Below are 23,576 nucleotides of genomic sequence, written 5' to 3'. Positions count from 1 at the left end.
CCCGTAGGCTTGGGATAGGCAGAGCAACCGGGGAACCCTAGGGAGCTGGGAATGGGATGGCGAGACCGGTTCGGGCTCCGCAAGGCCAACCGGCGCAAGGACTCGAAGAACAAGCTCGACCGTTCGGCGGAGAAGGCGGATATCGACGCCCTTATCGAATTCGCGAAGAGCCGGGTTGGGGTGGAGTTCTTCGTGGAGCCCGAGACTTTCGCAACAAACACCACCGCTGTAGCCGTAGCAACGGACGGTGAGTGGACCCGCCGCCGGGTGGGCTCCCCCTCGGTGATCGCGAAAGTTGCCCGGGATCTTCGCCTCCCCGTCTACGACGTGCAGGTGGTGGGCTATCCGAAGCGGATGCGGGACTGGACCGCCCGCAATAAGCGCGGCCTCAGCCTCGAGTAACCGGACACCACATACCTGACCAGAGCCGGTCGCCACTACGGCGCCGTGCGTCGCACCGGTGAAATCGGACACGGTGCACCTGAGGTTTTGACCTCCTCTGGGGACACTTTGGTGCATTCCTTCCCCCAAGCGGTTCCCCGAGACGGGTCTTCCGTCGCATACTCGCCGGGGAGGGGGAGGATAAGGATGCGACAGGAGAACACAGCGCTGTGCTGCGAGTGCGGCACCGTGCGCGATGTCAGCACCCATCGGGGAATCGGCGAAGCCCAGTCTGCCCACGGTCACGCCCGGTGTGTGGTGCGGCGGTCCTGTACCGAGTGTGGCCGCCAGACCTACCACGCCTACCTACGCGAGGACGAGGAACGGGACGAGCTCGAGGAGGCCCTCCAGCTGGACGAGGCCCTGGCCGCAGAGGCCCTGGACGAGGAGGTCGAGCAACTCAGCCTGTGCGGGGTGGACATCACGCACGCCGAGGTCCCCGCCGTTTGGGACGGGCAGTCGGTGGGGATGGTCACCCAGCGGCTGTCGGACCACACCTACGCCGTGATCCTGGATCCGGGCTGTTCGGTCGTGGCCCGGCTCAAGCTCATCGACCTGATCTGGGTGGAACTGAGCACCGGTGGGGCTCCGGACCGCTGGCACATTCAGCCGCCGGACGAGGAGTCACCCGGGTATGCGGTTCGGCTGTTCGGCTATCGAGCCAACAGTTGATACGTAACCCCGGCGGCGACGGGAGCCTCACCGCTCGTCGGTGGCGGACTCGTCGAGGCGGCGCAGCGCGTCCCTGGCGACCTGCGGGTCGGTGGTTGCCCAGTACGGCGGCAGCGAGGCACGCAGAAAGGCGCCGTACCGTGCCGTCGCCAGCCGCGAGTCCAGAACCGCGATCACCCCCCGGTCCTCGACCGACCTCAGCAGGCGGCCGGTTCCCTGTGCCAGGAGCAGTGCGGCGTGTGTGGCCGCCACCTCCATGAACCCGTTCCCCCCGTGGGCGCCCACAGCACGCTGCCGTGCCGAAGCCAGGGGATCGTCGGGCCGTGGGAAGGGAATCCGGTCCACGACGACCAGTTGGAGGGAAGGGCCGGGCACATCCACCCCCTGCCACAGCGACAGGGTTCCGAACAGGCAGGACCGGGCCTCGGCGGCGAACTGGCGCACCAGTTCCGCGGTGGAGTCCTCGCCCTGGCACAGGATTGGGTGCGTGAGGCGTTCCCGCAGTTCCTCGGCTGCCTGGGTTGCGGCGCGGGTCGAGGAGAACAGGGCCAGGGTGCGCCCGCCGGCAGCCTCGATCAGTTCCGCCAGTTCGGTGAGATAGCGGGGATCGGGCCCGTCCCGCCCCGGGGTCGGCAAGTGCCGGGCAACGTAGAGGATGCCGCTGCGTGCGTGGTCGAAGGGCGAGCCCACATCCAGACCCTGCCACCGCGGTTCGGGATCGCCGGTGTCCGTCGGGGACTGCGGATGTGCTGGAGGGGCTTCGCCCTCCGGCTCGCCCGCGGTGGTCGTGTCCGTGGGCGAGCCCACAGCGGTGGACGCGACGCCGCCCTCCACCTCGGCTCCCCCCGCTGCCAGGCCCCATTGGCTGGCCAACGGCCCGAAGGAGCCACCCAACGCCAGTGTGGCCGAGGTGAGGACCACGGTTCTGCGGTCCCCGAAAAGCCGGTCCCGCAACATCTCGCGGACCGCCAGCGGAGCCACGCGCAGCCCCGGGGTCTGCCGCTCCCCACGGTCGAGCCACACGACCTCGGTGCGTTCCCGAATCGTGGACTCGAACGAGGCCAGGAGGCGAGCCGCCGTGTCCCGAACCTCCTCGCAGGCGGCCAGGGCCCGCCTGCGCTCCGGGGAGGAACCTGATTCGCGACTTTCGGGATCCGTTGAGTCCGCGTCGTCGGGATCCTGATCCTCGTCGACCTCGTGCTCCCGGCTGGAGCATTCGCCCGCGCAGCTCGCGGCCGCGTCACGAACCGCGGCTACCGCGCTGGCCAGGGCATCGGAGATCTGGTCCATCCGACCGGTCTCCTCCTCGGCGAGGATCACACCGAGTCCCTCCGCAGCCTCGCCGAGGCGCCGTGCGGTCATCTCTGCACAGACACGTCCGGCCCGGTTGGCGGCGATGGTCACACTCCGTTCGGAGAGGACACCGGTGGACACGGAGGTAACCCGGTCCACGAGCTCGTGTGCTTCGTCGACGACGAGCAGGGAGTGGTCCGGGAGCAGCTGGAATCCGTTGGCGGCGTCGATCGCGAGCAGGGCGTGGTTGGTTACGACAACGTCGACGCCGGACGCCTCGACCCTGGCTTGTTCGGCGTAGCAGTCGTCACCGTAGGGGCAGGCCGAGGCTCCCAGGCACTCCTGGGAGGTGACCGAGACCTGACGCCAGGCGCGATCGCTGACTCCGGGAACCAGCTCGTCCCGATCCCCCGTGGCGGTGTCCTCGGCCCAGCTGTGCAGTCGCTGTACCTGCTGCCCGATGTGCGACAGCATCCGGGGGTCGAACAGTTCCGCCTCCGGATCCTCCCCCGGGGCGGCGTTGAGGCGCTGGAGGCACAGGTAGTTGCCCCGCCCTTTGAGGATCGCGAAGCTCGGCTCGCGGCCGAGCTCCGGCTGGAGTGCCGCGCACACGCGGGGAAGGTCGCGTTCGATGAGTTGGCGCTGGAGGGCGATGGTGGCGGTCGACACGACAACGGTCTGGTTGTTGGCCACGGCGTGTCGAATCGCGGGGACGAGGTAGGCCAGGGACTTTCCGGTTCCGGTTCCTGCCTGTACGACCAGGTGTTCCTCGTTGGCGATCGCCGCATCCACGGCTTCGGACATGCGTTGCTGTCCGGAGCGGTGTGTGCCGCCGACGGCGGTGACTGCGGCGGCCAACAGTTCGGAGGTCTTGGGAAGCTCGGCCACGTGGCGAGCGTACCGGCCCGCACCGACGTCCCCGGCCACAATCCACAGGCCCCCGGCAGGGGCAGCCCCGGAGGCAGCGGCGAGGCAACAGCGAGTGCGGGACGTGTGCGACGCGTTTGGCCCGGGATCCGCACATGTGGCGGGCGCGGGTAGCTCCAGGGTCGCTATGGCATATCGGGGGCCGCCCCCAGACCATGGGGGTGGCAAAAAGCCGATGGGGGTGCTCCCAGAAAACAACGGGGCGATCCTGAGTGAGGATCGCCCCGTTCGGGGTGGAGCTATGGGGATTCGAACCCCAGACCTCCTCCATGCCATGGAGGCGCGCTACCAACTGCGCCATAGCCCCGTGTTGCGCTGTCTCGATACTAACAGGCTCTGGGGCGTGCCTCGTCCGGAGTGTGGGGTCGGGGTGCGGGGAATACTTGATCACAACCTGACTGCGGATCGGCGACACCACTTCCCCAGATCCACCCATAGGTGTAATTTCGGTCACACTCTTTGGGGCTTACCAGCCACCGACAGCCACCGGATCACCGGGCGGATCCGATCCCCGACGCTTAGGGGTGTTCATGAGTATCGAGAGATTCGGCAGTAGATACGCGTTGATCGCGGCCGCAGTTGCCATGGCCGTCGGCACCGGAAACATCTGGCGGTTTCCACGTGTGGCCGCCGAGTACGGGAGCGGCACGTTCCTGATCGTCCTGGTACTCGCGGCGGTGATCTTCGCCGTCCCACTACTCATGACCGAGTCCCTGTTGGGTTCGAAGAGCCGCCTGGGCACGGTCGGTGCCTTCCGTGACTTCATGGGACAGCGCTTCTCCTGGGCCGGCGGCTTCATGGGCATGGTGACGATCGGCATCATGTTCTACTACTCGGTCATCTGCGGGTGGGCCCTGTACTACTTCGCACACTCGATGACGGGGACCTTCGCCGATCCGAACCTCGACACCGAGGCCATGCAGAGCATGTGGGACGGGTTCACCGGCACACCCTGGCAGACGATCCTGTTCCACCTGGCCGCAATCCTGCTGGTGGGTGCCATCGTGGTGCGGGGACTCAAGCGGGGCTTCGAAGGGCTGCTGAAGATCGCCCTGCCGGTCCTGTTCGTGATCCTGCTGGTGCTCATGGTGCGCGCGGTGACGCTTCCCGGCAGCGGCGCGGGGCTGGCTCACCTCTTCACCGTGCGTCCTGAGGAGTTCGCCAACCCGCGGGTCTGGCTGGAGGCCTTCACCCAGGTCGCGTTCTCGACCGGCGCTGGCTGGGGCTTGTACCTCACCTACTCGGTGTACTCCCGCAAGCGGGAAGACATGGCCGGAAACGCCGCCATCATCACCGTCGGTGACCTGCTGGCGGGGCTGATCGCCGGGGTGACGGTGCTGTGCACCCTGTTCGCGCTGACGACCGTGGCCCAGGCCGAGGAGGCCTTGGGTGCGGAAGAGGGGCTCGCCTTCATCTACTTTGCCGGCCTGTTCGGGGAGATGCCGGGTGGTGTCGTATTCGCGCCCCTGTTCTTCCTCGCGGTGGCTCTCGCCGGTGTGTCCAGCCTGATCGCCATGGTGGAACTGGCGACCCGCAATGTGATGGACCTCGGAGCAACCCGGCAACGCGCGGTCGTGGGCGTGGTCATCGTCACCTTCATCGTGGGGATTCCCTCGGCGGTGAGCATGGACGTGTTCAGTAACCAGGACAACGTCTGGGGCTTCGGCCTGCTGGCCAGTGGCGCCCTGGCCTGCGTGGCGATGTGGAAGTACGGGATCGGGCGCGCCCGGGCCGAGCTGGACGCGGTCTCTCCGGTTCGGATGGGCGCCTGGTGGGCTGCCTGCACCGCGATCCTGCCGGTGTTGATCGCCGGTCTGTTCGGCTGGTGGATGTGGACGCTGGCCATGGATCCGGACATTCAGGCGTGGAACCCGCTGGAGCCGTTCAGCCCGGCATCGATCGCGATGCAGTGGGGCATCCTGCTGATCATTCTGCTGGTGGCCAACAACTGGCTGTCCCGGCGGATCCAGCGGGGTCCCATGTCCGGCGGGACGGAACCGTCGGAGACCACGTCCGAGAGCGACGCCTGACCCACAGCACACAGGGGCCGCTCGTTCCCCGGGACTCGGGGGTGTACGAGCGGCCCCACCTCGACTACGGTGTGACTTGTGACACAGAAGTCATCGGATGATTGGTTCTCAACGCCCGATGTGATCGTGATCGGGGCCGGAATCATCGGTGCCTCGTGCGCCTACCACAGTATTCGCGCCGGGCTCTCCGTTCTCGTCCTGGACCGTTCCGGGGTCGCCTCCGGGACGAGTGGTGCGGGCGAGGGCAATATTCTGGTCTCCGATAAGCCTCCCGGGGCGGAACTCGACCTCGCCCTGCTCTCGGCGCGTCGCTGGTCCGAACTCGCCGACGAACTCCACGCCGAGGACCCCACAACGGATATCGAATTCGACGCCAAGGGCGGCCTCGTCGTGGCGCCCGACGAACGCAGTTTGGCGGCACTGCACCAGCAGGCCGACGCCCAGCGCAGTGCCGGCGTCACGGCCCAGCCCCTCACCACCGCCGAGGTGGCCACGCACGAACCGAACCTCACCCCGCAGATCGCGGGCGGTGTCCGCTATCCCCAGGACGCCCAAACCCAACCCATGCTGGCCACCGCACAGTTGCTGCGCTCCGCCCGGCGGCACGGGGCCCGGATCCGGCTCGGAACCACCGTCACTGGGCTACTGCGGGGATCGTCCGGGCGAATCACGGGCGTACGCACCGATCGGGGAGATCTGTTCGCCGGTGCCGTGGTCAATGCTGCCGGGCCGTGGGCCGGGCAGATCGCCACCCTGGCCGACAGCCCCCTACCGATCGAACCACGCCGTGGATTCGTCCTGGTCACCGAACCGCTGCCCCGGATGATCCGACACAAGGTCTACGCCGCGTCCTACGTCGCCGCCGTGGCCAGTGACCAGGCGGCCTTGGCCGTCTCCCCGGTCATCGAGGGAACGCGCTCCGGGACGGTACTGATCGGCTCCAGCCGGGAACGTGTGGGTTTCGACCGCACCGTCTCCCCGGATGTACTGGGTGTTCTGGCCAGGAACGCGATATCCCTGTTCCCCTTCCTCCGGGACGTGGCCGCGCTGCGCACCTATGTGGGGTTTCGGCCACTGTGCACCGACCATCTTCCGGTGCTGGGGCCGGACCCGCGCGCGCCGGGGCTCCTGCACGCCTGTGGCCACGAGGGGGCCGGGGTGGGGCTGGCCGCGGGCACGGGAACACTCATCGCAGAGGCTCTCACCGGCACGGAGCCGAGCCTGGACATGGCGCCGTTCCACGCCGGACGTTTCGTGGGCAGCCAGGGCGTGAATCGGGAGGTCCAACCGTGAGCACACCGGCGCGACCGCCAGGCAACTTTGAAATCACCGTCGACGGGGAGCCGGTTCCGGCCCGCCGCGGCCAGAGCCTCGCCGCCGCGCTGTTCGCCTCCGGGCGGGCGTCCTGGCGCCGCACCCGTGGCGACGGGCGGCCCCGCGGGCTGTTCTGCGGGATCGGGGTCTGCTTCGACTGCCTGGCCACGGTGAACGGGATACCGAATGTGCGTGTCTGCCTGGCCGAGGCCCAGCCCGGAGACACGATCCACACCCAGGAGGGGACGGGGCACGATGCACGCGGATGCTGAGGGGGCCGGTCTCCCGACCAGTGTGGACCCGGAGCCAGGACCGGAGGTCACGGTGGACGTCGCCGTCATCGGAGCCGGACCCGCCGGACTCGCCGCGGCCGTGACCGCGGCCGGTGCGGGCTGCACCGTGGCGTTGGTGGACAGCGGCGCCCGCCCGGGTGGCCAGTTCTTTCGGCAACCCGCACCGGATCTCGCGTTCAGCCCGGGCATCACCCGGCCGCGCCACCGTGGCCACCGCGCCTTTCGGGCACTCACCGCGGCGCTGTCCCGGGCCAATCATCGCGACGACGGTCGGGTGACCGAGCTGTTCCAGCATCACGTGTGGCATGTGGCCACCGATCCGACCAATACGGAACGGGCCGTAACCCTGCATGCCGCCGTCGGGGAACCACCCCGACGTCGGCGCGTCGTACATGCCCGGTGTCTGGTGTTGGCAACGGGTGCCTACGACCGCACTCTCCCGTTTCCCGGTTGGGACCTGCCGGGGGTGCTCACGGCCGGTGGCGCACAGTCCCTCATCAAGGCGCAGGACACACCCCCGGGACATAACGTCGTGGTCGCCGGAACAGGGCCCTTCCTGCTGCCCGTCGCGGCGGGCCTCGCCAGGGCCGGGTGCCGGGTGCCCGCCGTGGTGGAGGCCAGTGCCGCCCGGGTGTCCGGACCCCGAATGGCAAAGTCCGTCGTGGGGGCCGGGGCGCACCTGGGCACAAAACTGGTGGAGGCGGCGGGCTACGCTGCCGCACTGGCCCGAAACCGGATCCCCGTGTACACCGGCCACGCCGTGGTGGCCGCCCACGGGGCCGACCGCGTCCACGCGGTCACGCTGGCGCCCGTGGACCGAGACTGGCACCCCCGCATGGACCGATCCTGGCGCCTGCCCTGCGACACCCTTGCGGTCGGATATGGTTTCACCCCACAGCTGGAGCTCCCGATCAGCCTGGGCTGCACGATACGCACCGACACGGACGGCAACCTCGTGGTGTCTGTGGACGCGGACCAGCGCACAAGCGTGCCGGGGGTTATGGCCGCCGGGGAAAGCACCGGAGTCGCTGGGGCAGAGACGGCACTGGCCGAAGGCACCATCGCCGGTCGGGTTGCGGCGGGCCACTGCGGTGCCGGTGCGCCATCCCGGAGCCACGAAACCGCCCTGCGACGACTGCGCGCACACCGCTCCCGGTTACACCGGTTCGCAGCCGCCCTGCACGCCGCCTACCCCGTCCCGGACGGACGCCACGCTCCGCCCGGCTGGAGTACCTGGCTCACCGAGGACACCATTGTGTGCCGCTGCGAGGACGTGCCCCTGTCCCTGCTCCGGATCGCGGCCACCGAGCTGGGGGCCACCGACGCCCGCACGGCGAAGCTCCTGGCACGCCCGGGAATGGGGTGGTGTCAAGGGCGAATGTGCGGCTGGGCCACCACCTGCCTCACCGCCGGCCTCAGCGGCCAGGCACCCACCACCGTGGAACTCACCGGGACCGCACGCCGCCCACTGGCTCGTCCGATCCCCCTGCATCTGCTTGCCGAATCCACGCCGCCCAGTCACGAAGGGACCTCGGACGATGCCTGACGCAGCCTGGCACGGAGTTCTCGTCGCCACCACTGTTCCGTTCACCCCACAGCTGGAGGTGGACCTGGATCGCTATGCCGACCAGGTCCGCTGGCTCGCCGAGAACGGGTGCGACGGTGTGGTCCCGAACGGCTCCCTGGGGGAGTACCAGACCCTCACCGACACGGAGCGGGCCGCGGTGGTACGTACCGCGGTGGCGGCTGCTCCCCCAGGATTCACCGTCGTTCCCGGAGTCGCCGCCTATGGTGCCGCCGAGGCGCGGCGCTGGGCCGAGCAGGCGGAACAGGCCGGATGCCCGGCGGTGATGCTACTGCCACCGAACGCATACCGGGCGGAGGAACGGTCGGTGCTGGAGCACTACGCTGCCGTCGCCGAGGTGGGGCTGCCCGTGGTGGCCTACAACAACCCGGTGGACACGAAGGTCGACCTGACCCCGGAACTGCTGGCCCGACTGCACGCTGAGGGCCTCATTGTCGCCGTCAAGGAGTTCTCCCAGGATGTGCGGCGCGCCTACCAGATCGTCGAACAAGCTCCGGAGCTGGATCTGCTGGTGGGAGCCGACGACGTCCTGGTGGAGCTGGTCATGGCGGGAGCCAGCGGATGGATCTCCGGATACACCAACGTCTTTCCCCGGTCCTGTGTGGAGCTTTATCACGCCTGCCGCCGCGGTGACCTGGAACGGGCACTGCCGCTGTACCGTACCCTGCACCCCGCCCTGCGGTGGGATACCACGACCGAGTTCGTGCAGGCGATCAAGTACTCCATGGACCTGGTGGGCCGACACGGGGGACCATGTCGGCCCCCGCGCACGCCCCTGGAGCCACACACCGAGCGTACGGTTCGCCACGCGACCCAGGACGCCGCGGCACGAGGCTGTGTGTGATGCGCTCCAGTCAGGTCCTGCACGCGGTGGACTCACACACCGAAGGAATGCCGACCCGGGTTGTCACGGGTGGGATCGGCCCGATTCCCGGAACGTCCATGGCCGAGCGGCGCCGATACTTTCTGGAGCACCTCGACCACCTACGCACCCGACTCATGTACGAACCCCGCGGCCACGCGGCGATGTCCGGAGCGATCCTGCAACCGCCCACCCACGCGCAGGCGGACTGGGGGGTGCTGTTCATCGAGGTGTCGGGGTGCCTGCCCATGTGTGGGCACGGCACGATGGGGGTGGCCACGGTACTCGTGGAGACGGGCATGGTCCCGGTCACCGAGCCCGTGACCACGATCCGGCTGGACACCCCGGCCGGCCTGGTCACCGCCGAAGTCGCGGTGCGGGCGGACGTGGCGGAGTCGGTGACGATCCGCAACGTGGCCTCGTTCACCGTGGGCCTGGACCGGGAGGTACACGTCGACGGCCACGGCCCGGTGCGCTACGACCTGGCCTACGGCGGCAACTTCTACGCCATCCTCCCCCTGGACCGCATGGGTCTGCCCTTCGACCGCTCCGCCAAGCAGGACATCCTCACGGCCGGGCTGGCGCTGATGGAGGCCATCAACGCAGCGGACCGCCCCACGCATCCGCAGGATCCACGGATCGGGGGCTGTGGCCATGTGCAGTTCCTCGCACCGGACAGCACGGCCACCCACACCCGACACGCGATGGCGATCCATCCCGGCTGGTTCGACCGCTCGCCGTGCGGCACCGGAACCTCGGCACGCCTGGCCCAGCTGCGCAGCCGCGGTGACCTGGCCCCCGGACAGGAGCTGGTCAACGAGTCGTTCATCGGAAGCCGGTTTTTCGCCCGGATCGTGAAGGAGACCACGGTGGCCGATCGTGCCGCGGTGATTCCGGAAATCACCGGGCGGGCGTGGATCACCGCCACAGCCCAGTACCTGCTGGACCCAGATGACCCGTTCCCGAACGGATTCCTGCTTTGAATGGCCACCGCACCGGCGGTCCCCGAAACGTCCGACTCACCGCCACGGAACTGGGCATGCTGCACGGCGACGAGGGGCCGGCCGTGGCACTGGCCATGCGAATCGTCACGGGACTGGCCGACGCCATGGACGCCCCGGACCTACTGCCGGTGACCTCCGCGCATGTCGACAGCTGTCTGTACCACGGGCGGGCCGGACTGGACTTCGCGCAGCGGTTGGTGCAGCTCGGAGGGCAGGTTCGGGTCCCGACCACCCTGAATGTGGGCTCGCTAGATCTGCTGCACCCGGAGCTGTCCCGGGCCGATGCCCAGGTACGCACGCACGCCCGGTCCCTGATGGACGCCTACACCACCCTGGGCGCCCGGCCCACCTGGACGTGCGCCCCCTACCAGTCCGGTCATCGCCCCGGTCTCGGCGAACATGTGGCCTGGGCGGAATCCAACGCGATCGTGTTCGCGAACTCGGTACTGGGTGCGCGCACCGCTCGTTACGGCGACTTCCTGGACATCTGCGCGGCCCTGACCGGGCGGGCACCACGGGTCGGGCTGCACTGTACGGCCGCGCGCCGCGGCACTGCGATCCTGGACGTGTCGGACCTGCCGGCGACCATCCTGCATGCGGAACTCACCTACCCGCTGTTGGGTCATCTGGCTGGCAGACACGCCGGACTGGAGGTGCCGGTGTTCGTGGGGCTACCGGCGGACACCTCGGAGGATCGACTCAAGGCCCTGGGCTCGGCCGCGGCCTCCAGCGGCGGGGTCGGAATGTTCCACGCGGTGGGCATCACCCCGGAGGCACCCACCCTGTCGGCGGCGCTCGGCGGGGCCGACGTCCCGGCACGCTGGCGGGTGCGGCCCGAGGACCTGGCGGACGCCCGCCGGGAACTGACCACCGCCGTATGCGACCGCGTCGACGCGGTCAGTCTCGGCACACCGCATTTCTCCCTGCCGGAGTTCCGAAACCTGGCCGCGCTGCTCGCCGAGGATGCGGCGGACGTCACCCGGTTCGCTGCGGGGGTGGAGGTGTACGTGTCCACCAGTCGTGCCGTCCTGGCCCAGGCCGAGGAGGAGGGGCTGGTGGCGCCACTGCGCGCGGCGGGAGGCACCGTCGTTGTGGACACCTGCACCTACGTCACCCCGATCCTGCGCCCGCAGACCCGGGTGGTGCTGACCAACTCCGCGAAATGGGCCTACTACGCCCCGGCGAACCTGGGCGTTCAGGTGGTTCTGGCCAACCTCGCAGAGTGTGTGACCTCGGCACAGCAGGGACGGGTGAGGCTGTCGTGACCAGCGAACCCGCCGCCTCGGCCACCCAGAGCCGCACCCTGCATCCCGGCCAGGCCCACGGCCCACTACTCGTCCTGGAGGCCCCACTGTCGCTGTGGGGTGGGATGGATCCGACGACGGGGCGGATCACCGACGAGCACCACCCCCAGTACGGCGCGGAGCTGGCCGGCCGTGTGGTCGTTCTGCCGAGTGGGCGGGGCTCGAGTTCCAGTTCGAGCGTGCTCGCGGAGGCGATCCGAGGTGGAACCGCACCGGCCGGACTGCTCCTAGCCGAGCCGGACCCCATCCTGGTGCTGGGGGCGCTGGCCGCGGCGGAGCTGTACGGTCTGGCCGTTCCGGTGGTGCAGCTGGATCCTGCCAGCTATACCAGCTACACGCGCCTGCATGACGGAGTGTGGCTGACCGTGCGCGCCGAGGCGTGGACGGTCCATCTACGTGGCTGAGCCACACCGCTGATCCCGGGACTCGGCTCGACTGTGCCGAGTCCCGGGATCACCTCGATGGTGATGCGTGCGTCACGCGGGCGCCAGTCCGACCTGTGCGCGCTCGCCGAACCAGCGCCCACTGGGTTTGATGGTGCGGGCGAAGGTGGTGCGATCCACCGCAACCAGACCGAACCGCGGTCCCCAGGACCCCCACTCGTAGTTGTCCAACAACGACCAGTGCAGGTATCCGCGAACGTCCACACCCTCGTCGATAACGTCCCGGAGGCCGCGCAGCGCGGCGTCGGTGTACTCGATGCGGTCCTCGTCGGAGTCGGTGGCGATCCCGTTCTCGGTCACCAGGATCGGAACACCGCCGGTTCGTTCGGCCGTGTGGCGCACGGCTCCCGCCAGGGCGTGGGGATAGAACTCCCATCCGGTCTGGGTGCGCCGCACGTCCGCACCAGGGTCGACCGGGCCCGAGGGCGCCAGCAGCACCCGCGTGTAGGCCTGCACCCCCACGAAGTCGTCGTCGATGGCGACGTCCAGGAACTGGTCCTCCCTCGGGTAGCTCCATTCGGGTCGGAGCGCCTCCGCCCCGGGCAGCGCCTGGAAGTTCTGGTTGGCTACGGTCCAGCCGGAGCGTAGCCCGGCCAGATCGGACAGCTCGGCACGGGCCTCCTGGTGGGCGGCGAACAGCGCCGCGGACACGTCTGGGTCCGGCGGCGGCAGGGCCCCCGCGACCAGCTGCGGTTCCCCGCGCTCCGACTCCGGGGGGTCGTCCCCGGAGCGCAGCCGGGCCACCATCGCCAGTATGTTCGGCTCGTTGATGGTGCACACCCAGGGCACACCGTCGAGGATCGGCCGCACCTGCTGCACGTAGCGGCGGAACCGTTGGATGGCGTCCGGTGCGGTCCAACCGCCGGCGGCGCTGAACCAGGCCGGGCTGGTGAAGTGGTGCAGGGTGACCACCGGGACGATCCCCCGCCGCAGGCACCCCTCGATCACGGCGCGGTAGTGGGCGAGCTGTGCGTGCGAGATGTGGCCGGGCTCCGGTTCGATCCGGGCCCACTCCAGGCTGAACCGGTAGCTGTTCAGGCCGAGCTCGGCGAGGAGGTCCAGGTCCTCCGGCCAGCGGTGGTAGCTGTCGCAGGCGTCTCCGCTGCGCTCGGGCAGGGGAGAGTCGGGGCGATGTTCCAGTGCCCAGATGTCGCTCGTCGTGTTGTTGCCCTCGATCTGGTGCCCGGCCGTGGCCGCTCCCCACAGGAAGGTGGTGTCGGCATGCATGGTCGTTCCCCGCCTATCCGGTGATCTCGCCGCGGGCGATGGCCTGTTGCCGCTGCTCTTCGACCCCGGCCACCAGCTGATCGAGCATTTCGGTGGTGACGCCCATGTTGAACGAACACAGGGCGGACAGGGGCATGCCACCGGCCATCTGCACCATCTCCTCGGAGATACCGTCGGCGCCGCGCATGAAACGCATCTGCTCGGCGAGAACCGGGCCCCCGATGGGGTGGGCTCGCCACTCGGAGATGGTGGAGTGCGCACCGAGTGGAGCGACGAAGCGGTCTCCGGCGGTGACCAGGGTGGTGCTCAGCCGCGGGTCCCGGGAGGAGGCCCCGACGGTGACGGTGTAGGTGCCTGCGGCCAGGGACCACCGCTGGTGGGTTCGATCCCAGGTGGACAGGTCCCGTCCGGTCAACGGGAACTGGACCCGGGTACTCTCCCCCGGCTCCAGAAAGACTTTCGCGAAACCACGCAGCTCGTGGCTGGGGCGGGTGGGATGTGACTCCTGCACGCCCACGTACAGTTGCGGAACCTCCGCCGCCGCCCGGCCTCCGGTGTTGGTGACGGTGCAGCTGACCGTCCAGGTGGTGTCGTTCTCGGTGGTGAGCTCCAGATCGGAGTAGGAGAAGCTCGTGTAGGTGAGTCCGTGCCCGAAGGGGTAGGCGACGGGCCGCTGCACGGTGTCGAAGTAGCGGTATCCGACGTACAGTCCCTCGCCGTAGAGGCTGTGCCCGTGCTCCCCGGGGAAAGAAAGATAGGAGGGGTGGTCGGCGAGACGCAGGGGAATCGTCTCGGTGAGGCGGCCGGAGGGGGAAACCACCCCGGTGAGGAGGTCCGCCAGGGCCGCTCCCCCGGCCTGGCCGAGCAGCCATCCCTCCAGCACGGCCGAGGCGTTGTCCTCCCAGTCGCTGACCGAGACCACCCCGCCGTTGGACAGCACAACCACGACCCGGTCACAGACCCCGCGTACCTGGATCAGTAGGTCGCGCTGCACCTCGGGCAGCTCTATGTCCTCCCGGTCGTAGCCCTCCGACTCGGCCGCGTCCGGCAGTCCCAGGAACAGCACCGCAATGTCGTGGTTCGCGGCCACCTGCACCGCCTCCTCGACCAGCGCCGCATCGGGCTGGCCGTCCAGGCGAAACCCGGGGGCGAAGGTCACCGGACCGGAGCAGGAACCGTCCAGCACGTCCACCGCGGCATGCACCGTGGTCGGCACCACGTGCGAGGAGCCGCCCCCCTGGAACCGGGGAGTACGGGCGAACTCCCCGATTACCGCGAGCGAGCTGGTGGGATCGAGCGGCAGCACGTCGTTCTCGTTCTTCAGCAGCACCGCGCACTCCCGCGCAACCGCGCGGGCCAGAGCGTCATGGCCGGCGTGGTCCACATTCCGGCTCGAATCGCTGGACACCCGATCCTGGAGGTGCTTCAGTCTCCCCACCGCCGTGTCCACCACGGACTCGGGCAGATCGCCGTTGCGTACGGCGGAAACGATCCGGTCGTCGGTTCCGGAGGGGGGCATCTCCAGGTCCAGGCCGGCGGCGAGGGCGGCGACGCGGTCCGCGACCGCCCCCCAGTCCGAGACCACGGGCCCCTCGAATCCCCATTCCCCCCGCAGCAGCTCGGTCAACAGCCAGGGGTGCTGGCTGGCGTACACCCCGTTGATGCGGTTGTAGGAGCACATCACCATGGACGGGTTGGTCTCGCGGATCACCTGCTCGAAGGCGGCGAGATAGATTTCGCGCAGGGTTCGCTCGTCCACGTCGGCGCTGACCCGCATCCGGTCGGTCTCCTGGTTGTTGACCGCGAAGTGCTTCACGCAGGCACCGACCCCCGTGGACTGGATCCCGGTGACCAACGCGGCCGCGATTCGTGCGGTGACGTGGGGATCTTCGGAGACGTACTCGAAATTGCGTCCGCACAGCGGGGAACGTTTGATGTTCATCCCGGGGCCCAGCAGCACGTCGACGCCGAGGGAGCTGGCCTCGGCACCGAGTGCGGCACCCACCTGGTGTACGAGCTCGGGGTTCCAGCTGGCTCCGAGGCCGACGGCCGGCGGAAAGCAGGTGGCGGGGAGACTGGTGCCGATGCCGAGGTGGTCACTGTCCTCGGGTTGTTTGCGCAGGCCGTGGGGTCCGTCGGCCAGGCTGATCCGGCGCAGCTCCCCCGGGATGGGCGTGGTGTGCCACATGTCGCTGCCCGAGGTGGCGGCGGCCCGGGCCGCGAGGTCTGGTGTGGTGCTCATGGTTGCCCTTCGGGTTCGGTTGCGTTTCGGACGGTGGTGCTGGCTGGATCGTCGGCGGTGCCGTGCACGGTGGCGGGGGCCGCAGCGCCTGCGGCCAGCTCACTCGTGTCGATCCCCAGGGATGCCAGGTAGGACCGCACAGCCAGCGCCATATCAACGGCGGAGGGATCGAGGAGCCACTGCACCTGCAACCCGTCCATCACGGCCAGGAACTGTTGGGCGGCGACTTCCGGACTGACCGGGGTGGGGGCGCCGGACGCGGACGTGTGGGCCATCAGCTCGGCGAAGGCCGGGACGAGATGGTCACGCAGAACCTGGTACCGGAAGGCGAAGTGCGTGTGGGCGGGGTGGTCGGGGTCGGTGGCTTCGGCGGAGAGTTTCGTGTACAGCGACACCAGGCTGGGGGTCCGCATGTTGCGGGCCACGATCGCCACAACATTGGCCAGCCGCTCCCGCGGGGTGAGCTGTTCGTCGAGCACGAGCGGGGCGTCGAGCTCGTCCCGTCGACGCAGTACCGCGATGAGCAGAGCGTCCTTGTTCGGGAAGTGGTGCAGCACCCCGGCGTGCGTCAGTCCGGCGTGGGCGGAGATGTCCCGCAGGGAGACTGCGCGGTAGCCGGAGCGGGCGAACAGTTCTATCGCGCTATCCATGATGCGACAGCGGGTGCGCTCGCCCTTCGACATGCGCGGCGTGCCCTGGCTGTGCTCGGTCACGGGAGGACTCCTCTTCGATCGGTGCGCCGCGCCCCGCATGACTGCGGAGCCGGCCGGTGCTCTGGGGTTCTCCGAGCGTAGGAGGGCGGTGATCCGACGGGATGGCCTTTTCAGAGTGATGTAGGTCATGTACGGTTACCGCCACAGAACCTACCACGTGGTTAGTTTTTTCGGCATCCACCCACCCGGCGCCCACCCGGGTTTGACCTACCGGAGAACTGATGTTGCGGAGAATGCGAAGAACACGCGCACACACCGCGTTGGCGGCCCTCGGAGCCACCGCGCTGGCCCTGAGCGGCTGCGGGACCGGGGCCGATGATGACGGCGAAGCTGGCGGAGAGCTCACCATCGGCACGATGACCATGCCGCAGAGTCTCGATCCCGCCGAAGCCATGGGGGCCGCTCTGCCCTTCTTCCAGGCGGTCTACGACACGCTGCTGCTGCGGGAACCCGATGGCAGCTATGCCCCGATGCTCGCCACCGACTGGTCCTACGACGAGAGCCGAACCGAACTCCAACTGGAACTGCGCGACGACGTGACCTTCACCGACGGCACCCCCTTCGACGCCGAGGCGGTCCAGGCCAACCTGGAGCGCTTTCCCGAGGCGGGCGGCGGGCAGGCACAGACCCTGTCCGACCTGGAAGAGGTCGAGATCGTCGATGACCACGACGTGGTGATCCACCTGGAACAGCCCAACCCCGCGCTGCTGTTCTACCTCAGCGACGCCGCCGGGCTCATGGCCAACCCGAACGCACTCGACGACGACACCCTGGCCACCGAACCCGACGGGACCGGCCCCTACGAGCTGGACACCGGCAACACCGCGATCGGCAGCACCTGGGCCTACACCCGCAGCGACGACTACTGGGGGGAGGATCTGCCCTACGACGAGGTCACCATCACCGTGTTCGACAACGAGAACGCGCTCGTCAACGGCCTGCGTACCGGGCAGATCAACTCGGCGCTGATCCAGGAGGTGGACCAGCAGGACGTCGTCGCCGACGACGAGGACCTGCACACCGTCGACCAGGACATCGACATGCAGAGCCTGCTCCTGTTCGACCGCGAGGGGGAGATGAACCCGGCCCTGGGCGATACGGAGGTGCGCCAGGCCCTCAACTACGCCCTGGACCGCGAGGCGATGCTGGAGCACCTGCGCTCCGGGCAGGGCGAGATCACCAACCAGATCTTCGGCCCGGAATCGGTCGCCTACGACCCGGAGCTGGACACCTACTACGACCACGATCCGGAACGGGCCCGGGAGCTCCTGGCCGAGGCGGGCCACGAGGACGGGGTGGAGCTGACCCTGCCGAAGATGCAGGAGATCGTGGGCGACCCCCTGGCCACGAGCATCGAGAACGACCTCGGGGATGTCGGGATCGACGTCACCTGGGACAACCTCGACGAGGGCGACGCGATTCAAAGCATCATGGTGGAGCAGGCCTACCCCGGAATGGTCATGAACAATGCGCAGCCCGCCAGCGAGTGGGTCACCATCGTCGAGCTCGTGCTGCCCGGAACCTTCAACTTCCTCGGAACCATGGACGACACCATCGCCGAGCGCACCGCGGAGATCCAGCAGGCCCCCGAGGGTGAGGCCGCCGACGCGGCCCAGGAACTCAACCGCCACCTCGTCGAGGAGGCATGGTTCGTTCCCTTCTACCGAATGACCTACCAGCACGTCACCGACGACAGTGTCGAGGTGGAACCCCAGTCCGGTATGGCCGTCCCCTCGCTGTACAACTACTCCCCCCTCGACTAGCAGCGGTGGCTCCCGGCGACCCGCCGGGGGCCGCCGACCGTGAGGATCGAAATGATCAACTTCGTCCTTCGCCGGGTCGCCAGCGGACTCGTGTTGATGGTCGTGATCTCGGTGCTGACCTTCGGCCTGTTGTCGATCCCCGACACGGATGTGGGACGGCACCTCCTCGGCCCGGCGGCACCGCAGGAGCACGTGGACGCGCACAATGCATCGCTCGGACTGGACCAGCCGATTTGGGTCCGCTACCTGGACTGGGCCACCGCCGCGCTCCAGGGCGACCTGGGACGCTCCTGGTTCACCAGCGAGGATGTCAGCACCACCCTGGCCAACCGGATTCCGGTGACCCTCAGCCTGATGCTCGGCGTCACCCTGGTCACGGCCGTGGTGTCGTTCACGCTGGGAGTTTGGGCCGGGGTCCGTCGCGGGCTGGTCGACCGACTGGTCCAGGTGTTGGCCGTGGTGGGCTATGCCCTGCCCGGATTCCTGATCACGCTCGTGATCGTGCTGGTCTTCGCAGTGCAGCTGGGGTGGTTCCCCGCCATCGGCTACACCGCACTGACCGACTCCCCCACGGGCTGGCTCGCCACCGTCACCCTGCCCATCCTGTCCCTGTCCATCCCGGCGATCGCGGGCGTGACCCAGCAGGTTCGCAGCGCCGTCATCGATGTGCTGCACCGCGACTACATCCGGACCCTGCGCACCCGTGGCCTGTCCAGTCCCCGCATCGTCTTCCGGCACGTCCTCCGCAACGCGGCCACCCCCGCCCTGACCGTGCTGGGTCTCCAGTTCGTCGGGCTCCTCGGTGGGGCGGTCATCGTCGAGCAGATCTTCGGGCTGCCCGGGGTCGGTGCGATGACGGTGCAGTACACGGTCCGCGGCGATATTCCGATGATCATGGGCGTGGTCATGACCACCGTCATTGTGGTCGTCGTGGCCAATCTGCTCGTCGACGTCCTCATCGGCTGGCTCAACCCGAAAGCGAGGGTCTCATGAGCGGCACCGCCACATCCGCGACCACCCCCGCGACCTTCCTCCGCCGGATCATCGGCAACGTGCAGGCGCTACTGTCCCTGCTGGTGTTGCTGGTGATCCTCACACTGGTTGCCCTCGCCCCCCTCGTGGCGGGACCCGATCCCACCAGCGCGGACCTGAGCTCCGCCTTCGGCGGGCCCGAACCGGGGCACCCACTGGGCTTCGACTCCTCCGGGCGGGACATGTGGTCCCGGCTCCTGCACGGCGGACAGCTCACCCTCGGTGGGGCCGCCCTGGCCCTGGCGGTCGCCCTCACCCTGGGGGTGCCGACCGGGCTCGCCGCCGGATTCTACGGCGGCTGGTTCGACCTTGTTTCCGGCTGGTGGGTCAACCTGATCATGGCCCTACCCGCGATGGTGGTACTCCTCGCCTCCCGGGCGGTGCTCGGTTCCACGGTGTGGGTCCTCATGGTGGTACTGGGCATCCTCGTCTCCCCCAGCTTCTTCCGACTGGTCCGGGGCACGGTCGCCAACATGCGCGCCGAGCCCTACGTCGACGCGGCCCGGGTGTTCGGCCTCCGCGACAGTCGAATCATTGCCCGCCACGTACTCATCGTGGTTCGCGCGCCGATCATCATCCAGACCGCCCTGGTTGCTGGCCTCGCCATCAACCTCCAGGCGGGACTGGAGTTCCTCGGAATCGGGAGCGGCGACGCCCCCACGTGGGGGGCCATGCTCAACGAGGCATTCACCAACATTCACCAGAACCCCCTGGGGATGCTCTGGCCAGGGCTGGCCCTCGGCCTGACCAGCGGCTCCCTGGTTCTGCTGGCCAGTGCCCTGCGGGACGTCCTCGAAGATCGGGACGACCAGCCCCACACCTCGGGGCCTGGGGAACACCCCCGGGAAGCGGATACCCCCACCACCCCGCGCCATGCGGGCGCGCGTTCCGAGCTGCTGTCCGTCCGGGACCTGACGATCACCTACCCGGGGGCGGACTCGCGCCCCAACAAGGTCGTACGCGGGGTCGACCTGGACGTCCATCCCGGAGAGATCCTGGGACTGGTCGGGGAGTCCGGATCGGGCAAGACCCAGACCGCGTTCTCGATCCTCGGGCTGCTCCCCGCCGGGGGGCGGGTGTCCCGAGGCAGTATCCGGATCGGTGGCACCGAGGTGGTCGGGGCGAACGAACGCACACTGCGACGGCTACGGGGCCGCACCGTGGCCTACGTTCCCCAGGAACCGATGAACAACCTGGACCCCTCCTTCACCATCGGTGACCATCTCGTCGAGCCACTGTGCGCCACGGCCAGGATGCCGCGTTCCGCCGCCTGGAAGTATGCGCGAGAACTCCTGCACCAGGTTGAGATCACCGATCCGGATCGGATCCTGCGCAGCTATCCGCACCAGATCTCCGGAGGGATGGCCCAGCGAGTCCTGATCGCGGGGGCGCTGTCCTGTTCGGCGGAACTCGTCATCGCCGACGAGCCCACCACCGCCCTCGACGTCACCGTGCAGGCCGAGGTTCTGGGATTGCTGCGTCGGCTCCGCGCCAGTCGGGGTATGGCGGTGCTGCTGGTATCGCACGACCTCGGGGTGGTCGCCGACCTGTGTGACCGGGTGGCGGTGCTCCACCGCGGTCGGATCGTCGAAGTGGGCACCACCGAGCAGGTGCTCACCGCACCGGAGAGCACACATGCCCAGGAGCTACGCAACGCGGTCCTCGACGACGTGCCGGCACGTCAACCGTGGAGCCCCCGAGAGGTGGACGCCCAGTGATGAGTATCGACGAAACCACCACTCCGACTCCCCAGCCCCTGTTGGCGGTGGAGGAGCTGCACGTGTCGTTCGCGGGGCGTGGCTGGCGGGCCGCCCGCACACCTGTGCTCTGCGGCGTCTCGCTGGATATTCGCCGCGGCGAGACCCTGGGCCTGGTGGGCGAATCCGGCTCGGGAAAGTCGACGCTGGGCCGGGCGATCCTGGGGCTCGTCCCCGTGTCCGCCGGGCGGATCCGTCTGGACGGCCGCCGGATCGACACGATGTCCCGTCGGCAACGTCGGAAGCTGAGTCACGATCTCCAGGTGATCTTCCAGGATCCCTACACGTCCCTCAACCCCTCCCGGACCATTGGGGATACCCTCGCCGAGCCACTCACCGTCCAGCACATCTCGCCAATCGAGGCACGTCGCCGCGTCAGCAGACTCCTGGAACGCGTCGAACTCCCCCAGGACGCACTGCACCGCCTCCCCCGAGAGTTCTCCGGAGGTCAGCGACAGCGGGTGGCGATCGCCCGGGCCCTGGCGATGTCGCCGCGGCTGATCGTGTGCGACGAACCGGTGTCCGCCCTGGACCTCACCACCCAGCGCACCGTGCTGGACCTGTTAATCGATATTCAGGAGCAGACCCAGGTCGCCTACCTCTTCATCTCGCACGACCTGTCGGTCGTGCGCGCACTGAGCCATCGGGTCGCGGTGCTGCGCGGCGGACAGATCGTCGAGAGCGGCGACGCGGACACCGTGACACGCAGCCCAGACCACCCCTACACCCAACGGCTCCTGCTGTCGGCGCCCGTCGCCGATCCGCAACGCCAGCAGAAACGACGCGAGGAACTGGAGAGCCTGTCCTGTGCCCAGTGCTGAGACCACATCCACCGTCTGGCCCGCCATCCCCACGCCGGCCCAGCTCCGGGCCGGCCCTCCGATTCGCCTGGCCCCGGGCCGCCATCTCACACTGACCGGGGCGGACCAGGGCAGCTCCGACTGGTTCACCGAACTCGCCAACACGCTCCACGGGATCGACGTCACCCACCCCCACGGCACCGGCCACAGCCGCGCCGACATCGTGGTGGACATCGACCCCAGCCAGCCCGGCCCCAGCCCCTCCGGGATCGACCCACGTCCGCATCCGCACGCCGCGGAACACTACCGGCTGGTCGCCTCCACTGCCGGGATCCGCATCACAGCAGCGTCCCCGGCCGCGGCGTTTCGGGCACTGTCGACGACCGCCCAGATACTCGAGGTGCGCGAGGGGCAGGTGTGGGCGCACGCGGCAACAGTGGCAGACGTCCCGAGGTACGCCTGGCGTGGCCTCTCCCTGGACGTGGCGCGACACTTCCTGCCGGCCGCGGATATTCGGAGTGTCATCGACCTGCTGGCGCTGTACGGACTCAACGTCCTACACCTACACCTGACCGACACCGAGGGCTGGCGCCTGGAATCCCGCACCTGGCCCGCACTGACCAGATCCGAAACGTCCGGGGCACGGAACTACTACACGCGTGCGGAATTCAACGACCTCGTCGCCTACGCGGCACGGCGCCAGGTGACGATCATCCCCGAGGTGGACCTGCCGGGGCACACGGGATCCGCGATCGACGCCTATCCGGACCTGGAGGGAGATCGACCCGCCCGGCACCCGCGTCTGCGCTTCCTCCACCCGGACGTCGACCTGGCGCGGTCGTTCGCCACCGATGTGGTCCGGGAGTTCGCCGAGATCGCCCCGGGGCCGTTCCTGCACATCGGCGGGGACGAACCGTTCGGCATGCACTACGAGGACTACGCACGATTCGTGCACCACGTCCACACCGTGGCCCGGGAGAGCGGTAAGCGGGTCGTGGGTTGGCAGGAGACCGCGCGCACCGGCGTTCTGGACCATCGGGATGTGGTGCAGTACTGGCTTGACCTTCCGGACGAGTTTGACCCGGAGGCCATCAAAACCACCGTGCCGTCCGAGTACCACCCACTGGTCGACCACGCAGCTGAGACGTTCCGGGCCGCGCCCGGGGACCCCCCGGCCGCTGTACGGTCCGGGGTACCGCTACTGATGTCACCGAACTCCCGGATCTACCTGGACCGGCCGTACTCCGAACAGGCCGCCACGTCCTCCCAGGAGCACGACCGCAGCCGCCTGGGGCTACCCGCCTACAGACCGACCACCCTGGAACAGAGTTACTCCTGGACCCCGGACGGGCTCGCCGCCGAGATCGCCCCGGAGGGAGCAACCGTCGCCGGGGTGGAGGCGGCCATGTGGGGGGAAACCCTCACCAGCATGGACGATCTCGCGTTTCTGCTACTCCCCCGGCTGGTGGGGGTGGCGGAACGGGCCTGGTCCCGATCTCCGGCACCGTGGCGCACCCACCAGGCCACCTGGAACACCCAGGCACGGTTCTGGAGCGCACTGAGTTTCAACGGCTATTTCCAGGTCGACCGCTGAGCACGCCCCGGTTCGGGCAGGTGTTTTGGAAGGTCTGTGGGGTGGGGTGGGACGCTGCTCGGGCCGTCTCGGTGGGGATGGGGCAGGCCGGGAACTCTCTCCGGGGGCCGCATGGGGGCTGCTGGCTGTGCTGATGCGCGCCGATTCGCCCAGGCGCGGCTGGAGGGATGCGCCCGCATCCACCCGGGGGACCGTGTGGGGGCAGCCCCCGGGCGTGCAACAACGCCCACGGCGCGGCTGGAGGGATGCGCCCGCATCCGACGTTCCCCCGGGGGGAACG

Annotated in this window: 19 protein-coding genes and 1 tRNA gene; 15 read left to right on the top strand and 5 right to left on the bottom strand. The window is 68.9% G+C overall.

What is annotated here, in order from left to right; genetic code table 11:
• The first annotated feature begins 51 nt into the window (after nt 1-51).
• Complete coding sequence (locus RIF23_RS12630; protein WP_310912689.1) at nt 52-402, top strand: hypothetical protein; 351 nt, start codon at nt 52-54, stop codon at nt 400-402.
• 186 nt (nt 403-588) lie between these two features.
• Nucleotides 589-1,113, top strand: coding sequence for a DUF6315 family protein (locus RIF23_RS12625; RefSeq protein WP_310912688.1), 525 nt, complete (start codon nt 589-591; stop codon nt 1,111-1,113).
• A gap of 27 nt (nt 1,114-1,140) precedes the next feature.
• On the opposite strand, the gene RIF23_RS12620 is transcribed toward RIF23_RS12625, so the two are convergent.
• Complete coding sequence (locus RIF23_RS12620) at nt 1,141-3,294, bottom strand: ATP-dependent DNA helicase (RefSeq protein WP_310912940.1); 2,154 nt, start codon at nt 3,292-3,294, stop codon at nt 1,141-1,143.
• A gap of 273 nt (nt 3,295-3,567) precedes the next feature.
• A tRNA-Ala gene (locus RIF23_RS12615) sits at nt 3,568-3,640 on the bottom strand.
• Nucleotides 3,641-3,863: 223 nt separating this feature from the next.
• Between RIF23_RS12615 and RIF23_RS12610 the strand changes: the two genes are divergently transcribed.
• From RIF23_RS12610 to RIF23_RS12575, 8 genes are all read left to right on the top strand, one after another.
• The gene (locus tag RIF23_RS12610; protein WP_310912687.1) at nt 3,864-5,363 is read left to right on the top strand and encodes a sodium-dependent transporter; all 1,500 of its coding nucleotides are present in this window, start codon (nt 3,864-3,866) and stop codon (nt 5,361-5,363) included.
• Between the two features lie 78 nt (nt 5,364-5,441).
• Nucleotides 5,442-6,656 (top strand): NAD(P)/FAD-dependent oxidoreductase, encoded by a 1,215-nt coding sequence (locus RIF23_RS12605; protein ID WP_310912686.1) that lies wholly within the window; start codon nt 5,442-5,444, stop codon nt 6,654-6,656.
• Complete coding sequence (locus RIF23_RS12600) at nt 6,653-6,949, top strand: (2Fe-2S)-binding protein (RefSeq protein WP_310912685.1); 297 nt, start codon at nt 6,653-6,655, stop codon at nt 6,947-6,949. Before RIF23_RS12605 ends, RIF23_RS12600 begins: the two co-directional genes overlap by 4 nt.
• Nucleotides 6,933-8,516, top strand: a complete 1,584-nt coding sequence (locus RIF23_RS12595) for an FAD/NAD(P)-binding oxidoreductase (RefSeq protein ID WP_310912684.1) — start codon at nt 6,933-6,935, stop codon at nt 8,514-8,516. The genes RIF23_RS12600 and RIF23_RS12595 overlap by 17 nt, the downstream gene beginning before the upstream one ends.
• Nucleotides 8,509-9,399, top strand: a complete 891-nt coding sequence (locus RIF23_RS12590) for a dihydrodipicolinate synthase family protein (RefSeq protein ID WP_310912683.1) — start codon at nt 8,509-8,511, stop codon at nt 9,397-9,399. Before RIF23_RS12595 ends, RIF23_RS12590 begins: the two co-directional genes overlap by 8 nt.
• Complete coding sequence (locus tag RIF23_RS12585; protein WP_310912682.1) at nt 9,399-10,400, top strand: proline racemase family protein; 1,002 nt, start codon at nt 9,399-9,401, stop codon at nt 10,398-10,400. The genes RIF23_RS12590 and RIF23_RS12585 overlap by 1 nt, the downstream gene beginning before the upstream one ends.
• Nucleotides 10,397-11,686, top strand: coding sequence for an aconitase X catalytic domain-containing protein (locus RIF23_RS12580; protein ID WP_310912681.1), 1,290 nt, complete (start codon nt 10,397-10,399; stop codon nt 11,684-11,686). Before RIF23_RS12585 ends, RIF23_RS12580 begins: the two co-directional genes overlap by 4 nt.
• Nucleotides 11,683-12,129, top strand: coding sequence for an aconitase X swivel domain-containing protein (locus RIF23_RS12575; protein WP_310912680.1), 447 nt, complete (start codon nt 11,683-11,685; stop codon nt 12,127-12,129). Before RIF23_RS12580 ends, RIF23_RS12575 begins: the two co-directional genes overlap by 4 nt.
• Before the next feature lie 72 nt (nt 12,130-12,201).
• Here RIF23_RS12575 and RIF23_RS12570 read toward each other — a convergent pair whose 3' ends face one another.
• Genes RIF23_RS12570 through RIF23_RS12560 form a run of 3 tightly spaced genes read right to left on the bottom strand, consistent with a single transcriptional unit; the run spans nt 12,202 to nt 16,350 of the window.
• Nucleotides 12,202-13,395 carry a glycoside hydrolase family 1 protein gene (locus tag RIF23_RS12570; protein WP_310912679.1) on the bottom strand — a complete coding sequence of 398 codons (1,194 nt, stop codon included), beginning with the start codon at nt 13,393-13,395 and terminating at the stop codon, nt 12,202-12,204.
• Between the two features lie 13 nt (nt 13,396-13,408).
• A complete protein-coding gene (locus RIF23_RS12565; RefSeq protein ID WP_310912678.1) occupies nt 13,409-15,637 on the bottom strand; it encodes a glycoside hydrolase family 3 C-terminal domain-containing protein in 2,229 nt (742 codons plus the stop codon).
• Nucleotides 15,634-16,350, bottom strand: a complete 717-nt coding sequence (locus tag RIF23_RS12560) for a TetR/AcrR family transcriptional regulator (protein WP_407659460.1) — start codon at nt 16,348-16,350, stop codon at nt 15,634-15,636. The genes RIF23_RS12565 and RIF23_RS12560 overlap by 4 nt, the downstream gene beginning before the upstream one ends.
• Before the next feature lie 233 nt (nt 16,351-16,583).
• On the opposite strand from RIF23_RS12560, the gene RIF23_RS12555 reads away from it, so the two are divergent.
• The 5 genes from RIF23_RS12555 to RIF23_RS12535 are packed head-to-tail and all read left to right on the top strand — an operon-like array spanning nt 16,584 to nt 23,296.
• Nucleotides 16,584-18,113 carry an ABC transporter substrate-binding protein gene (locus RIF23_RS12555; RefSeq protein WP_310912677.1) on the top strand — a complete coding sequence of 510 codons (1,530 nt, stop codon included), beginning with the start codon at nt 16,584-16,586 and terminating at the stop codon, nt 18,111-18,113.
• A gap of 51 nt (nt 18,114-18,164) precedes the next feature.
• Nucleotides 18,165-19,106, top strand: coding sequence for an ABC transporter permease (locus RIF23_RS12550; RefSeq protein ID WP_310912676.1), 942 nt, complete (start codon nt 18,165-18,167; stop codon nt 19,104-19,106).
• Entirely contained in the window at nt 19,103-20,863 is a 1,761-nt protein-coding gene (locus tag RIF23_RS12545) for a dipeptide/oligopeptide/nickel ABC transporter permease/ATP-binding protein (RefSeq protein ID WP_310912675.1), read from the top strand. Before RIF23_RS12550 ends, RIF23_RS12545 begins: the two co-directional genes overlap by 4 nt.
• Nucleotides 20,863-21,723, top strand: coding sequence for an ABC transporter ATP-binding protein (locus tag RIF23_RS12540; RefSeq protein ID WP_310912674.1), 861 nt, complete (start codon nt 20,863-20,865; stop codon nt 21,721-21,723). Before RIF23_RS12545 ends, RIF23_RS12540 begins: the two co-directional genes overlap by 1 nt.
• Nucleotides 21,710-23,296 carry a family 20 glycosylhydrolase gene (locus RIF23_RS12535; RefSeq protein ID WP_310912673.1) on the top strand — a complete coding sequence of 529 codons (1,587 nt, stop codon included), beginning with the start codon at nt 21,710-21,712 and terminating at the stop codon, nt 23,294-23,296. The genes RIF23_RS12540 and RIF23_RS12535 overlap by 14 nt, the downstream gene beginning before the upstream one ends.
• The last annotated feature ends 280 nt before the right edge of the window (nt 23,297-23,576 follow it).

The organism is Lipingzhangella rawalii (assembly GCF_031628175.1).
GTDB lineage: Bacteria > Actinomycetota > Actinomycetes > Streptosporangiales > Streptosporangiaceae > Lipingzhangella_A > Lipingzhangella_A rawalii.
The sequence above is the reverse complement of the archived record's forward strand: the minus strand, read 5'-3'. Positions and strand labels throughout refer to the sequence as shown.

Bases quoted from the DNA above. Each gene is read 5' to 3' on its own strand.
- RIF23_RS12585 (WP_310912682.1), top strand. From the start codon at position 9,399: ATGCGCTCCAGTCAGGTCCTGCACGCGGTGGACTCACACACCGAAGGA.
- RIF23_RS12610 (WP_310912687.1), top strand. From the start codon at position 3,864: ATGAGTATCGAGAGATTCGGCAGTAGATACGCGTTGATCGCGGCCGCA.
- RIF23_RS12595 (WP_310912684.1), top strand. From the start codon at position 6,933: ATGCACGCGGATGCTGAGGGGGCCGGTCTCCCGACCAGTGTGGACCCG.
- RIF23_RS12540 (WP_310912674.1), top strand. From the start codon at position 20,863: ATGAGTATCGACGAAACCACCACTCCGACTCCCCAGCCCCTGTTGGCG.
- RIF23_RS12625 (WP_310912688.1), top strand. From the start codon at position 589: ATGCGACAGGAGAACACAGCGCTGTGCTGCGAGTGCGGCACCGTGCGC.
- RIF23_RS12555 (WP_310912677.1), top strand. From the start codon at position 16,584: ATGCGAAGAACACGCGCACACACCGCGTTGGCGGCCCTCGGAGCCACC.
- RIF23_RS12545 (WP_310912675.1), top strand. From the start codon at position 19,103: ATGAGCGGCACCGCCACATCCGCGACCACCCCCGCGACCTTCCTCCGC.
- RIF23_RS12570 (WP_310912679.1), bottom strand. From the start codon at position 13,395: ATGCATGCCGACACCACCTTCCTGTGGGGAGCGGCCACGGCCGGGCAC.
- RIF23_RS12550 (WP_310912676.1), top strand. From the start codon at position 18,165: ATGATCAACTTCGTCCTTCGCCGGGTCGCCAGCGGACTCGTGTTGATG.
- RIF23_RS12565 (WP_310912678.1), bottom strand. From the start codon at position 15,637: ATGAGCACCACACCAGACCTCGCGGCCCGGGCCGCCGCCACCTCGGGC.
- RIF23_RS12590 (WP_310912683.1), top strand. From the start codon at position 8,509: ATGCCTGACGCAGCCTGGCACGGAGTTCTCGTCGCCACCACTGTTCCG.
- RIF23_RS12630 (WP_310912689.1), top strand. From the start codon at position 52: ATGGGATGGCGAGACCGGTTCGGGCTCCGCAAGGCCAACCGGCGCAAG.